This is a genomic window from Lutimaribacter pacificus, assembly GCF_900142185.1.
GTDB classification, from domain to species: domain Bacteria; phylum Pseudomonadota; class Alphaproteobacteria; order Rhodobacterales; family Rhodobacteraceae; genus Lutimaribacter; species Lutimaribacter pacificus.
On the sequence record NZ_FQZZ01000005.1, the window covers coordinates 105,257 to 118,058 of the forward strand.

Sequence of the window (12,802 nt, forward strand, 5' to 3'; positions counted from 1 at the left end):
CACCTCGGGGGTGAAATACGGCCCCCCGCCGCCTGCAACCGGGAAAATGCAATTTCTGCAATATGTCGGCTAAAGGCTTTGTTTGAAAAGTCTTTCTCCTCACAGCGCGAGTTAGCCGGGACGCGCACGATTCGGCATCATCAAGATTGATGATTGCGCAGCCGTGCGGGCCTGTTTTTCGCCCGCCGCCGCGCGCCGCGCTGCCACAGGCCGGTGGCGCGCTCCAGCACCGTCCGGGTGTGGCTGTAGAACAGGTACTGCCCGGCATCGGGCAGCACCTCGACCGGATAGGCGGCAAGGTCGGGCAACAGCCGCCGGGCCTGGTCGGGGCGATAGATCGCGTCCTCGGCCCCCAGCAGGACCAGTGCCGGGATCGCCGGGTCGAGCGCGCGGATCGTGTCGGAAAAATCGTGGAGCGACACGAACCCGTCCTTTGAAAATGCCTCGCCGCCCTGAACGATGGTGTGTTGCAGCATGGTGCCCAGGCTTTGCAGGATCTGCGGGTCGTCCGCCAGCCGCGCATCGGCGGGGCACAGGCCCAGTATCCGCCGCATCATGTGCTGTGGGCCGCGCACGTCGATCGAGGCGACGGCGACCCGCGTCAGGAACCGCAGCGCCAGCGCCGAGCGCAGGTAGGTCTGCGCCATCGTGCGGGTCGGGTTGGGCATCAGGGCGATCATCCGGTCATCCATCACCGCGCCATGGGCGACATTGAGCAGCCCGGCGCAGCGGCGCGGATACATATGCGCGAATGTCACCGCGATCCCGGCCGAAGACATCAGCCCCAGCACCAGCGCCGCGTCGATCCCGAGATGATCCAGCAACTCGCGGCAGTCGCGCGCGGTGCGTTCGACCAGCGCCATGCCGCTCAGGCTGACGCTGTCGGACGCGCCGAAGCCGGGGCGCGACGGCGCTATGATGCGCCAGCCGGTGTCGCGCGCAAGCCGCTGGATATGCGGGGGCAGGGCGGTGCCGCCCATCATGTTGTGCAGGAACAGCAGCGGCCGGCCCCGCGGATCGCCCATCTCGCGAAAGCTGAGCAGGCGGCCGTCCGAGGTCAGGATCGAGTGCAGGTCGTCATCCGCGCCGCCATCGTTCCGCCCGCCGAGCCGCGTGGCCAGCGCCACGGTTTCAAGCTGGGTGCAGATCAGCAGGGTCTGGCGGACCAGGTCGGCCAGCGAGGCCGCGCCGGTCTTTTCCAGCAGCCTGCGAATCTGCGTGCGGACCGTGTTGACCGACACGCCGCGCGCCGCGGCGATCCGGTCGGGCGTCTGGCCGCCGACCAGCCCGTGCAGCACCCCGGCCTCGGCGGCGCTCAGCTCGAACCGTTCGGACAGCCGGGTCCAGGCGGGGCTGTCGGCCTGGCCGGGTTTCGTCAGCACGACAAGGCAGGCGGGGTCGCCGGTTTCTGCCCCGTCCTCGCCGGTGCCGTCCTGCAGGCTGATGACCGCGCAATCGGTCAGCCGCCCCTCGCCATCGGGAAGCGGCACGATATCGGTCCGCCGCGTGGCGGTCAGGGTGCGGACCGCGCGGGCCAGGTCGGGCTGGCGGAGCGGATCGGCCTCGCCCCCGTCCAGCAGGGCGCGCGCCGCCGCGTTCATGTGGCGCAGGGTCATGTCGCGGCTGCACAGGAAGGCCGGCGTCGTGAACGAGGCGACAAGCTGCTCGTCGCGGCCGTGCTTGCGGCGGCGGCGGCCCATCGCGGCAAAGATCCCCAGCGCCCTGTTGAAATGGGTCAGGTGCGGGCCCTGCCGGTCGAGATCCGGCGTGCGCGCCATGTAGTTTTCCCAGACCTGCACGAGGTCGTCATAAAGCGCCGGGTCCGCTGTCGAGGAATAGGTCACCTCGAGCAGTCGCGAAAAAACCGCGTCCCTGTCTTCGTCCTTTGGCATTCCGATCCTGCCGCGCGCATTCACTGTCGCCCCAGATTAGTCGGCGGTCATGGGCCTTGTCGAGCGAAAGCCCCCTGCGGATTTGTCATTTGCCTGTTTCAATGGCAGGCTAAATGCTGCGGCGCATACTCTATATCGTAGGGCTTGCCCGGTGCGAAACGCGATATATAGTGATGCTTAGCTGGGGCGGGTCGTCCCGTTCTGGTGTCGAGGCATAAGGCAGACCGGACGGAGGACGAGTCCCCATGGATGGCGATTTCAGAACGGAATTTGTAAGGGAACCGACAGGGCTGCGGCGCCATCCCGCCCTGGTGCTGAACGCGGATTACCGGCCGCTGTCCTATTACCCGCTGTCGCTCTGGCCCTGGCAGGAGGCGGTCAAGGCGGCCTGGCTGGACCGGGTGGATATCGTCGCCGAATATGACGAGGTGGTGCGCAGCCCGTCGACGGTGATCAGGATACCCTCGGTCGTCGTCCTGAAGGATTACGTCAAACCCCGGAAGCGCGTGGCCTTCACGCGCTTCAATCTTTTTCTGAGGGACGAATTCTGCTGCCAGTATTGCGGCTCGCGCGGGGAGCTGACCTTCGATCACGTGGTGCCGCGCGCGGCGGGCGGCGTGACGAGCTGGGAAAACGTGGTGGCCGCCTGCGCGCCCTGCAACCTGCGCAAGGGCTCCAAGACGCTGCGGCAGTCGGGGCTGCACCTGCGCAAGCCGCCGCGCGCGCCGGGGGCAGAGGAGCTGCGCAATCTCGGGCGCAAGTTTCCGCCCGGGCACCTGCACGAAAGCTGGATCGACTTTCTGTATTGGGACGCGGAACTGGAGTCCTGAGAGCGGCGCGGCGCACCCGTCTGGAACAGCCGCGCAGCCGCCATGCGATGCCCTTTGTTGCGCCCTCCCGAAGGGCGAAAAACGGCGACTCCAAGAACGACGCCCCCGCAGTTTCCTGCGAGGGCGCTTTTTCGAACTGTCGGCGGTCGTTGACCGATCAGCCCTTTTGCGGCTCGCCTGCGCCTGTGCCCGGCGCGGTGGCGACGCTGGCGGTGGCCGCCTTGTTGCCGGGCTTGCCCGACAGCGGATCGTCCTGACGCTGCACCGAGCCTTCGAAATGCGCGCCGCTTTCGATGGCGATGGTCTTGTGGATGATGTCGCCCTCGACCCGCGCGGTCGAGCTGAGCCGCACCTTGAGGCCGCGCACGCGGCCCACGATACGGCCGTTGATCACCACGTCATCGGCGATCACCTCACCCTTGATGGTGGCGCTTTCGCCGATGGTCAGCAGGTGGGCGCGAATGTCGCCTTCGACATTGCCCTCGACCTGGATATCGCCGGTGGTCTTGATGTTGCCGGTGATATGCAGGTCGGCCGACAGAACCGATGCCGGCGGCTTGGGCTTGGGTGCGGATTGCGATTTGAAATCGGCGCTGGGTTTCGGCGCCGCGGTTTCGGGGGCTGCGGGTTTTGCAGCGTCTGCGGCCTTGGGGCCGGGCTCGTTGATTTTGCTCTTAGAAAACATCGTTTGCAGCCTTGATATAGATCATGGGATTGACGGCCTTGCCGCCGACGCGCACTTCGTAGTGCAGGTGGGGGCCGGTCACGCGTCCAGAGGCCCCCATATCACCGATACGCTCCCCGCGCGAGACCCTTTGGCCAACTTTCACGCTCAGCCGGGACATATGGGCATAGCGGGTTTCGATACCGAACTGATGCTGGATCTTGACCAGCCGGCCATAGCCCGAGGACCAGCCGGCATGGGTGACGACACCGTCGGCGGTGGCGTAAAGCGGTGTGCCGACGGGGCCGGCGAAATCGACGCCCTTGTGCAGGCGGCGGCCGCCGGTTTTGGGATCGCGGCGATAGCCGAAACCGCTGGTAAAGCGATAGCCCGCCTTGACCGGGATGGCGAAGGGGGCGGCCTCGGCGGCGATGCGGTAAAGGTTCAGCCGGTCCATCTGGTCCAGCAGCCGGTTGGCGCGGTCGGTGCCGTAGGCCGGCATTTCGCCCTTGGTGGAAAAGCTGATCGGCGTCAGTGGGCCGCCCTGGCCGGAATAGCCCTGCCGGACCTGGCTGATCAGGCTGTCGGTATTCATGCCGGCGGCGCGGAACATCTTGTCCAGCGGCTTGACCGAGATCGCCATCGCCTCTTCCAGCTGGCGGAAGATCTGGTCGTTCTGGTCCTGCATCAGCTTGAGCTTGAGCGTCAGTTCGTCGGCCTGCAACAGCGCGTCCTGCGCGTCGGCCTCGATCCTGTCGCGTTCGGCGGCGGTTTGCGCCAGCGCCATCGACAGCATGTCGAGCGTGCCCTCGGCAGCCTGACCGGCGCTGGCCAGCACGCCGTTGCCGGTATCCTCGGCGCCTTCGGATTTGAGCGTGGCCAGTTCGGTGCGCGCGGCATCGCGTTCATGCATGGTGCGGCGCAGGGTGGTCTGGATCACCTCGATCCCGGTTTCCAGCTCGCGGCGGCGGTTTTCCGATTCCAGCAATTGCGACTGCATCACCGAGATCTGCTGCAGCGCCGAGTTGAACCGCTCCTGCGCGGCGTGGGCCTCGGAAAAACGCAGGTCGCGCTGATGGGCCAGCACGTTCAGCCGTTCCTCGTACATGCGCTGATCGCGCTTGGCCTGTTCGCGGAAATTGCCCGATCCGATCGAATCCATCAGCAGGATCGCGGTGGCGATCGTCGCCCAGGCCACCAGGAGGGCACTGCCGGAAAAGGCCAGAAGCTGGGTATGCGGGCGCAGCCGGATGAATCTTGTGTCGTTGTCCGAGCGGAGAAAGAGCCGCTTTTCGGGGAACCAGCGTTCGAGGAATGCGTGGGTGCGTATTGCCAGCCGAGTTCTCAACAAACCGTCCCTTGTCCCATTGAGGCGAGGGCGCACCCTTTCGGGAGCGCCCAGAAGGTGCTTACCCAGAGCGCCCCCAAGGCGCAACATCTTTGGGGGCGGCATGGCGAGGTCTGGCCGATTCGGCAGAAAACCGCCGATATTCAATGGGGTGGATCGGGGCCGTCACACGGCGCGCGGCGGCACCTCGTCGGCCAGCGGCCAGTAGAAATCCGGCGGCAGCCCGGCCTCGGCGCGCTTTTCCTCGTTGAAGGGCGGTTTCAGCGCGCCGTGGAAATACCGCCGCACGAGGTCGTGGAACGCATCCTTGGGGTCGCGGTTGTCGCGCCCGCACAGGAAGTGGAACCACTTGGAGCCATAGGCGACATGCCCCACCTCTTCGGCGTAGATGGTTTCCAGCGCGGCAACCGCGCCTTCCTCTCCGGCCTTCCTGAAGATGTCGATCATGCCGGGCGTCACGTCCAGCCCGCGCGCCTCCAGCACCATGGGCACGACGGCCAGCCGGCCGGGCAGGTCGTCGCGCGTATCCTCGGCCGCGCGCCACATCCCGGCATGGGCCGGCAGTGCGCCGTAATGGCTGCCCAGTGCTTCAAGGCAGTCGCATATCAGGTTGAAATGCTTGGATTCCTCGTCCGCGGATTTCACCCAGTCGTCGTAGAAGCCGGGCGGCATCGGCACATGGCCGAAACGTGCGATGATGTCCCAGTGCAGGTCGACCGCGTTCAGTTCGATATGCGCCACCGCGTGCAGGATGGCGATGCGGCCCGCCGGGCTGCCGGGGCGGCGGCGGGGCACATCGCGCGGGTCCAGCAGTTCGGGCCTTTCGGGCCGGGCGGGGCGCAGCGGCGGGCTGGCCGTGCCCACCGGGATCGGCGTGCCCGCCTTGCGCGCGGCGAACCATGCCGCCGCGTGCCGGTGCGACAGCGCGGTCTTTTCGCGCCCGTCGGCGGTGGTCAGAACCTCGACCGCCATGTCCGTCAATGACTTGCTCACAGCGCCTTCGCGGCCTCCAGCACCTCTTCGGCGTGGCCATCGACCTTTACCTTTGGCCAGGCGCGGGCGATGTTTCCCTGACCGTCGATCAGGAAGGTTGACCGCTCGATCCCCATGAAGGTCTTGCCGTACATCTTCTTTTCCTTCCACACGCCGTAATCCTCGCATGTGGTGCCGGCCTCGTCCGACAGAAGCGGCACGGTCAGATCCTTCTTGGCGATGAATTTCTCGTGGCTGGCCACGCTGTCCTTGGATATGCCGAACACCTGAACCCCGAGATCGAGGAATGTCTGGTAAAGCCCGGAAAAGGCGATATTTTCCTTTGTGCAGCCCGAGGTGTCGTCGCGCGGGTAGAAGAACAGGACGACCGGCGCGGGCCTGAGCGCCGACAGGCTGACGCTGTCGCCGCCGTCGCGCGGCAGGGTAAAGTCGGGTGCGGTATCGTTTTCGGCGACCATCGGCAATTTCTCCCCTCGTATGAAATTCGTGAGTTCCATATTAGGACGGGGCAGGCAAGAATAAAGGCGGTAAGGCAGAACGCACGTGACAGAAGACACGCCGCAGACGGACACGCAGGTAACGACACGCCCCAGGCACCGATGGCTGCCCCGGCTGCTCTGGTCGCTGGGCGTGGTCCTTGTGCTGTTCGCGGCGACGATGGCGGCGCTGCAATGGACGGTCGGGCGCGATTTCGTGGCGCCCGGCTGGTTGCGGGACGAGGCGCAGGCGCGGCTGAACCGCAATTCCGGCGGCCTGTCCGTCAGCGTGGGCGATATCGTCGCCCGCGTCGAAGAGGGCTGGCGCCCGCGGGTGATCCTGCGCGATGTCGACGTGGCCGGGCCCGACGGGCAGTTGCTGGCCAGCCTGGCCAATGTGGATGCCGGGCTGGCGATGGCACCCTTGCTGCGCGGCAGGCTGCAACCGGCGCGCATCCGGCTGTCGGGCGCGTCGTTGCGGCTGCGCCGGCTGTCGGACGGCAGTTTCGACATCGCCTTTGGCGACACGCTGGCGCCGGTCGGGCAGGGCGCGACGCTGGGGCTGCTGATGAAGGGGCTGGACGACCTGCTGATGAGCCCCGAATTCGCCGCGCTGCGCCGGGTCGAGGTCGAGGCGCTGACATTGCGATACGAGGATATGCGCCTGAACCGCGGCTGGACCGTCGATGGCGGGCGGCTGCGGCTGGAACGCTCGGGCGATGCGCTGGACCTGAGCGCGGACCTTGCCCTGCTGGGCGGCGGCGATACCGTCACCACGCTGGAGCTGAACTATGACAGCGTGATCGGCAAGGCGGCGGCGCGGTTCGGCGCGAACCTGTCCGACATGGCGGCGCAGGATATCTCAGTCCATTCCCCGGCGCTGGCCTGGCTCGACGTGCTGCGCGCGCCGATCTCGGGGGCGATGCGGGTGGCGATAGGCGATGACGGGCAGCTTGGCCCGCTCAGCGCCGCGTTGCAGATCGGCGAGGGCGTGCTGCAGCCCACCGACGAAACCCGGCCGATCCCGTTCGAAAGCCTGCGCGCCTACATGACCTATACGCCGGGGGCGCAGCGGCTGGTCTTCGACGACCTGACGCTGGTCAGCAAATGGGCGACAGCCCGGGCCGAGGGTGTTTCGGTGATGAAGGGGATCGAGAACGGATGGCCCAATGAATTCATCACGCAACTGACCGTGACCGAGATCAGCGCCAATCCCGACGACCTTTACCCCGAGCCGGTGGCGCTGGAGGGGGCGGATGCCGATTTGCGCCTGCGGCTGTCGCCCTTCGATCTGGAAATCGGGCGCATGACGGTGCGCGACCAGGGTCAGGTCGCGCAGCTGAGCGGGCGGTTGCAGGCCGCCCCCGACGGCTGGGTGCTGGGGCTGCGCGGCGCCATGGACGAGGTCGCGCCCGAGCGTGTGCTGGCGCTCTGGCCCGGGCGGGTCAAGCCGCGCACCCGCACCTGGATCGAAGAGAATATCGGCACCGCCCGGCTGCGCGATATCGAACTGGCCTATCGCAGCGTCCCGCGCGAGGGGCCGGACCTGTACCTGGGGCTGGGGTTCGAGGATGCGGATATCCGCTATCTCAAGGGGTTTCCGCCGATCACCGGCGCGGCGGGGCAGGCCAGCCTGCATGACAGCCGCTTCGTGGCCAGCGCCGACCGCGGACAGGTCACCGCGCCGCAGGGCGGGCGGGTCGACGTGGCGGGCACCACCTTCGTGGTGCCCGATGTGCGCATCCGCCAGGCCCCGGCGCAGGTGATGCTGCGCGCACGCTCGACCATCACGGCGGCGCTGTCGCTTCTCGATCTCGATCCGTTCAATTTCCTGAGCAAGGCCGGGCAGCCGGTGACGCTGGCCGATGGCCGGGCCGAGATCGACGGCGCCATCGACATCGTTCTGAAGAAGGGCCTGCAACCCGAGGAAGTGCGCGTCGATGCCCGCGCCCGGCTGCGCGACGCACGCAGCGACAAGATCGTGCCGGGCCGCGTGCTGGCCGCGAAGGAGCTGGATGTCCGTGTCGCCGACGACATGCTGCGGATCGAGGGGCCGGGCCGGATCGGCAAGGTGCCGTTCGACGGCGCGTGGGAAAGCCCGCTGGGCAAGGGGGCGACCGGCAGCCGCGTCACCGGCGAGGTCGAACTGTCGCAGCTTTTCGCCGACGAGTTCAATATCGGCCTGCCCGGCGGCAGCCTGTCGGGCCGGGCCGCCGCCACCGTGGCGATCGAATTGCCCAAGGGCGGAGAGCCGGCATTCTCGCTGCGATCCGACCTCGGGGGGCTTGGCCTGTCGCTGCCGCAGATCGGCTGGTCGCTGCCGCAGGACCGCACCGGCACGCTGGAGGTTGCGGGGCTGCTGGGCACGCCGCCCCGGATCGACCGGCTGCTGCTGGACGCGCCGGGGCTGCGGGCGGGCGGGACGATCCGCCTGGGCGAAGGCGGGCAACTGGCCGAGGCGCGGTTCGACCGGGTGCAGGCGGGCGACTGGCTGGATGCGCCGGTTACGCTGACCGGGCGCGGGGCGGGCGCGGCCCCGGCGGTGTCGGTCACCGGCGGCACGGTCGACCTGCGCCGCACCTCGATCGGCGGCGGCGGCTCTGGCGGGGCCGGTGGCGGGCCGATCACCCTGGCGCTCGACCGGCTGCAGATCTCGGAAGGTATCGCGCTGACCGGGTTCCGGGGCGAGTTCGCCACCGCGCAGGGGATGGATGGCGCGTTCACCGGGCGGGTGAACGGCGCGGCGCCGGTTTCGGGCCGGGTCGCCCCGCGCGACGGGCGCAGCGCGTTCCGCATCCTGTCCGACGATGCCGGCGCGGTCTTTGCCGCCGCCGGGCTGCTGAAACGCGCGCATCAGGGCGCACTGGACCTGACCCTGCTGCCCGCCGGCGGGCGCGGCAGCTATGACGGGTTTCTCAAGGTCCGGCAGGTGCGCCTGCGCGAGGCCCCGGCGCTGGCCGAGCTTCTGAACGCGGTCAGCGTGGTGGGGCTGCTGGAACAGCTCAGCGGCACCGGCATCCTGTTCAACGAGGTCGATGCCGAGTTCCGCCTGACCCCCGAGCAGGTGATCGTCACCGGGTCTTCGGCCACCGGCGCGTCGCTGGGCATCTCGATGGACGGCACCTATGACATGGTGAACGACCGGATGGACATGCAGGGGGTGTTTTCGCCGCTTTACCTGCTCAACGGTATCGGATCGGTGCTGACCCGCAAGGGCGAGGGGTTGATCGGCTTCAATTACCGGCTTACGGGAACCGCCGAGGCGCCGCGCGTTCAGGTCAACCCGCTGTCGATCCTGACGCCCGGCATGTTCCGCGATATCTTTCGCAGGCCCGCCCCAAAGGTGACGCAATAGACGATGAAACTTGCCGATTTCGATTTCGACCTGCCCGAGCGGCTGATCGCCACGCGCCCGGCGCGGCCGCGCAGTTCGGCCCGCCTGCTGGTGGCCGAAGGCGACGCGATCCGCGATGCCCATGTGTTCGACCTGCCCGGTATCCTGCGCCCGGGTGACCGGCTGGTGCTGAACGACACCCGCGTGATCCCCGCGCGGCTGACCGGCCAGCGCCACCGCGACAGCGGGCAGGGGCCGGTCAGCGCCCGGATCGAGGTGACGCTGCTGGAGCCGCGTGCCGACGGCACGTGGGCGGCGCTGCTCAAGCCGCTGCGCAAGATGGATATCGGCGAGGACATCGTGTTCTCGCCCGAGCTGTCGGCCACGCTGGAGGCGCGCGAGGACGGGCAGGGGCTGTTGCGGTTCAACCTCGCGGGCGAGGATTTCGATGCCGCGCTGGCGCAGGCGGGCGCGATGCCGCTGCCGCCCTATATCGCCGCCCGCCGCCCGGCCGATGCGCAGGACAAGGACGACTATCAAACCGTCTGGGCCGCGCGCAGCGGCGCTGTTGCCGCGCCCACCGCGTCGCTGCATTTCGACGAACCGCTGCTGGCGGCATTGCGCGCGCGCGGCATCGCCTTTACCCATGTGACGCTGCATGTGGGTGCGGGCACCTTCCTGCCGGTCAAGGTCGAGGATGTGACCACCCACAGGATGCACGCAGAATGGGGCGAGGTCAGCGCAACCGCCGCCGCCGAGATTGCCGCGACCAGATCGGCCGGTGGCCGCGTGATCCCGGTGGGCACCACCGCGCTGCGGCTGATCGAAACCGCGGCGCGCGACACCGGCGCGATCCGCGCCTGGGAGGGCGAGACCGACATCTTCATCTATCCCGGTTTCGAATTCCGCGTGACCGACGCGCTGATGACCAATTTCCACCTGCCGAAATCCACGCTGATGATGCTGGTCTCGGCGCTGATGGGGCGCGAGCGCGTGCGCCGTATCTATGACCACGCGATTGCAAACGACTATCGCTTCTTTTCCTATGGCGATGCCTCGCTGCTGATCCCGCCCGGAGCTTGATCCGCGCGGCGGTCTGTGAGAGGCGTCTTATCAACTGGAATGAGTCGCAATCGGGCCACCGGGACGCGGCCAAAGCGGATAAAACCGCATTTGAGCGGCAAGGGAGTGTGACGTGTTTCAGGTTCTTTCGAATACTTGGGCGCTCTTGCTGGGCATGGCGCTGCTGATGCTGGGCAACGGGCTTCAGGGCTCGTTGCTGGGTGTGCGGGGCGAGGCGGCGGGGTTTTCCACCTTCGAGCTGTCGCTGGTCATGTCGGCCTATTTCGTCGGCTTCCTGGGCGGCTCGCGCCTGACGCCGGAGCTGATCCGCCGGGTCGGGCATGTGCGCGTCTTCGCGGCGCTGGCCAGTTTCATCTCGGCGGTGCTGATCCTCTATCCGGCGTTCCAGAATCCCTATCTGTGGATCGCCGGGCGTGTGCTGATCGGGTTCTGTTTCTCGGGCGTCTACGTGACCGCGGAAAGCTGGCTGAACAATTCGGTCAGCAACGACCAGCGCGGGCAGGCGCTGTCGCTTTACATGATGGTGCAGATGATCGGGATCGTGGCGGCGCAGGGGTTGCTGAACATTCCCGACGCCAGCGGTTTTCTGCTGTTCATCATCCCCTCGGTGCTGGTGTCGGTGTCCTTCGCGCCGATCCTGCTGTCGATCTCGCCCACCCCGGCCTTCGAGGCGACCAAGCCGATGACCCTGCGCCGGCTGTTCGGCATATCGCCGCTGGGCTTCATGGGGATGCTGCTGCTGGGCAGCGTGTTCTCGGCGCAGTTCGGCATGGCGGCGGTGTTCGGCGCCGAGGCCGGGCTGAGCCTGGCGCAGATCTCGATCTTCGTGTCGGCGTTCTATGTGGGCGCGACGCTGCTGCAATACCCGCTGGGCTGGCTGTCGGACCGGATGGACCGGCGGGTGCTGATCTGCGTGTCCTCGGCCGTCGGCGGGCTGGGGGCGTTGCTGGCCTTCGGTTTCGGCACCAGCTACAGCGTGTTGCTGGTCGGCGCCTTCCTGATCGGGGGTATGTCCAACCCGCTCTATTCGCTGCTGCTGGCCTATACCAACGACTTTCTCGAGGTCGAGGACATGGCCGCGGCCTCGGGCGGGCTGATCTTCGTCAACGGGCTGGGCGCGATCGCCGGCCCGCTGGTCACCGGCTGGCTGATGAGCGTGATCGGACCCTACGGTTATTTCACCATCATTGCCGCGCTGCTGCTGGCGCTGTCGGGCTATGCCGCCTACCGGATGACGCAACGCCCGTCGCCCACTGTGCACGAGACCAGCGCCTATACCCCGGTCATGCCCACCGCCTCGGTCGTTGCCGTCGAGGCGGCGCAGGAATACGACGCCGAAATGGCCGAAGAGGCGGAAAGCGGCGACGGGCAGTAACGAAATGTCGCATTTGAAGCAAAACTTTACTGTCATTTCCGCGATTGTGACGTGTAAGATTCAGGGCAGGGGCATTGGGAGAGTAAGGAGGCTCCTATGGTGACGGTGGACGAGGTTCTGAAATACTGGCTGGACGAGGTGGGACCGGACGGCTGGTATGCGGGAGGAGAGGCTTTGGATCGGCAGATCCGGGACAGGTTCCTCAAGGCCTGGGAAAATGCCAGCGAGGGCGCATACGGCCTGTGGCTGACCTATCCCAACGGCGCATTGGCTTATATCATTTTGCTTGATCAATTTCCGCGCAACATGTTCCGCGGCGGGGCGAAAAGCTTTGCCACCGACGCGGTGGCGCTGGCGGCGGCCAAGACGGCGATCGACCGCAAATGGGATATGCGGATCGACGAACCGGCCCGGCAGTTTTTCTACATGCCGCTGATGCATTCCGAAAACCTGTGCGACCAGGAACGCTGCGTGCGGCTGATGTGCGAAAGGATGCCGGAAACCGGCGCGGCCAACCTGCTTCATGCCAAGGCGCATCGCGAGGTGATCCGGCAGTTCGGCCGCTTCCCCTATCGCAGTGCCGCGCTGGAACGGCCGACGAACCCGGCCGAGGATGCGTATCTGGCGGCCGGCGGCTATGGCCATACCGTGCAGCAGATGCAGGAATTGCAAAAGGCAAGCTGACCGCGCGGCCAGCCGTTCCGATGCCGGTGTTTCACCGCGCCTTCCGCGCGGGCCGATGGCCTGCGCCTGCGCCGTTGTAAGGCGTGGGGAAATAGTTTAATGCTTAACTAATTCTGGAATCGG

The 12,802-nt window shown here is 67.1% G+C and carries 10 protein-coding genes; 5 read left to right on the forward strand and 5 right to left on the reverse strand.

Features of this window, described 5'->3' with window-relative positions; genetic code table 11:
• Nucleotides 1-140: 140 nt before the first annotated feature.
• A complete protein-coding gene (locus tag F3H87_RS13865; protein WP_149787488.1) occupies nt 141-1,892 on the reverse strand; it encodes an alpha/beta fold hydrolase in 1,752 nt (583 codons plus the stop codon).
• A 245-nt stretch (nt 1,893-2,137) separates the two neighbouring features.
• Between F3H87_RS13865 and F3H87_RS13870 the strand changes: the two genes are divergently transcribed.
• Nucleotides 2,138-2,722 carry an HNH endonuclease gene (locus tag F3H87_RS13870; protein ID WP_149787489.1) on the forward strand — a complete coding sequence of 195 codons (585 nt, stop codon included), beginning with the start codon at nt 2,138-2,140 and terminating at the stop codon, nt 2,720-2,722.
• A gap of 157 nt (nt 2,723-2,879) precedes the next feature.
• On the opposite strand, the gene F3H87_RS13875 is transcribed toward F3H87_RS13870, so the two are convergent.
• The 4 genes from F3H87_RS13875 to F3H87_RS13890 all read right to left on the reverse strand — a co-directional run bounded on the left by F3H87_RS13875 (nt 2,880) and on the right by F3H87_RS13890 (nt 6,185).
• On the reverse strand, nt 2,880-3,407 hold the full coding sequence (locus F3H87_RS13875; protein WP_149787490.1) for a bactofilin family protein: 528 nt from the start codon (nt 3,405-3,407) through the stop codon (nt 2,880-2,882).
• Entirely contained in the window at nt 3,397-4,734 is a 1,338-nt protein-coding gene (locus F3H87_RS13880) for a M23 family metallopeptidase (RefSeq protein ID WP_149787491.1), read from the reverse strand. The genes F3H87_RS13875 and F3H87_RS13880 overlap by 11 nt, the downstream gene beginning before the upstream one ends.
• 165 nt (nt 4,735-4,899) lie before the next feature.
• Nucleotides 4,900-5,706 carry a ferritin-like domain-containing protein gene (locus tag F3H87_RS13885; RefSeq protein ID WP_149787685.1) on the reverse strand — a complete coding sequence of 269 codons (807 nt, stop codon included), beginning with the start codon at nt 5,704-5,706 and terminating at the stop codon, nt 4,900-4,902.
• Nucleotides 5,707-5,723: 17 nt separating this feature from the next.
• Nucleotides 5,724-6,185, reverse strand: a complete 462-nt coding sequence (locus tag F3H87_RS13890) for a peroxiredoxin (RefSeq protein WP_149787492.1) — start codon at nt 6,183-6,185, stop codon at nt 5,724-5,726.
• Nucleotides 6,186-6,270: 85 nt separating this feature from the next.
• Here F3H87_RS13890 and F3H87_RS13895 point away from each other — a divergent pair, with 85 nt between their 5' ends.
• The 4 genes from F3H87_RS13895 (at nt 6,271) to F3H87_RS13910 (ending at nt 12,679) form a co-directional block, all read left to right on the forward strand.
• Nucleotides 6,271-9,558: an AsmA family protein gene (locus tag F3H87_RS13895; protein ID WP_149787493.1), complete on the forward strand. Its 3,288-nt coding sequence runs from the start codon at nt 6,271-6,273 to the stop codon at nt 9,556-9,558.
• Between the two features lie 3 nt (nt 9,559-9,561).
• A complete protein-coding gene (gene queA / locus F3H87_RS13900; protein ID WP_149787494.1) occupies nt 9,562-10,620 on the forward strand; it encodes a tRNA preQ1(34) S-adenosylmethionine ribosyltransferase-isomerase QueA in 1,059 nt (352 codons plus the stop codon).
• Between the two features lie 112 nt (nt 10,621-10,732).
• Nucleotides 10,733-11,995 carry an MFS transporter gene (locus tag F3H87_RS13905; RefSeq protein ID WP_149787495.1) on the forward strand — a complete coding sequence of 421 codons (1,263 nt, stop codon included), beginning with the start codon at nt 10,733-10,735 and terminating at the stop codon, nt 11,993-11,995.
• 96 nt (nt 11,996-12,091) lie between these two features.
• Complete coding sequence (locus tag F3H87_RS13910; RefSeq protein WP_149787496.1) at nt 12,092-12,679, forward strand: DUF924 family protein; 588 nt, start codon at nt 12,092-12,094, stop codon at nt 12,677-12,679.
• Nucleotides 12,680-12,802: the final 123 nt, after the last annotated feature.

Excerpts from the sequence above, each read along its gene's own strand:
- F3H87_RS13865 (WP_149787488.1), bottom strand. The coding sequence starts at position 1,892 with ATGCCAAAGGACGAAGACAGGGACGCGGTTTTTTCGCGACTGCTCGAG.
- F3H87_RS13870 (WP_149787489.1), top strand. The coding sequence starts at position 2,138 with ATGGATGGCGATTTCAGAACGGAATTTGTAAGGGAACCGACAGGGCTG.
- F3H87_RS13875 (WP_149787490.1), bottom strand. The coding sequence starts at position 3,407 with ATGTTTTCTAAGAGCAAAATCAACGAGCCCGGCCCCAAGGCCGCAGAC.
- F3H87_RS13885 (WP_149787685.1), bottom strand. The coding sequence starts at position 5,706 with ATGGCGGTCGAGGTTCTGACCACCGCCGACGGGCGCGAAAAGACCGCG.
- F3H87_RS13890 (WP_149787492.1), bottom strand. The coding sequence starts at position 6,185 with ATGGTCGCCGAAAACGATACCGCACCCGACTTTACCCTGCCGCGCGAC.
- queA (WP_149787494.1), top strand. The coding sequence starts at position 9,562 with ATGAAACTTGCCGATTTCGATTTCGACCTGCCCGAGCGGCTGATCGCC.
- F3H87_RS13910 (WP_149787496.1), top strand. The coding sequence starts at position 12,092 with ATGGTGACGGTGGACGAGGTTCTGAAATACTGGCTGGACGAGGTGGGA.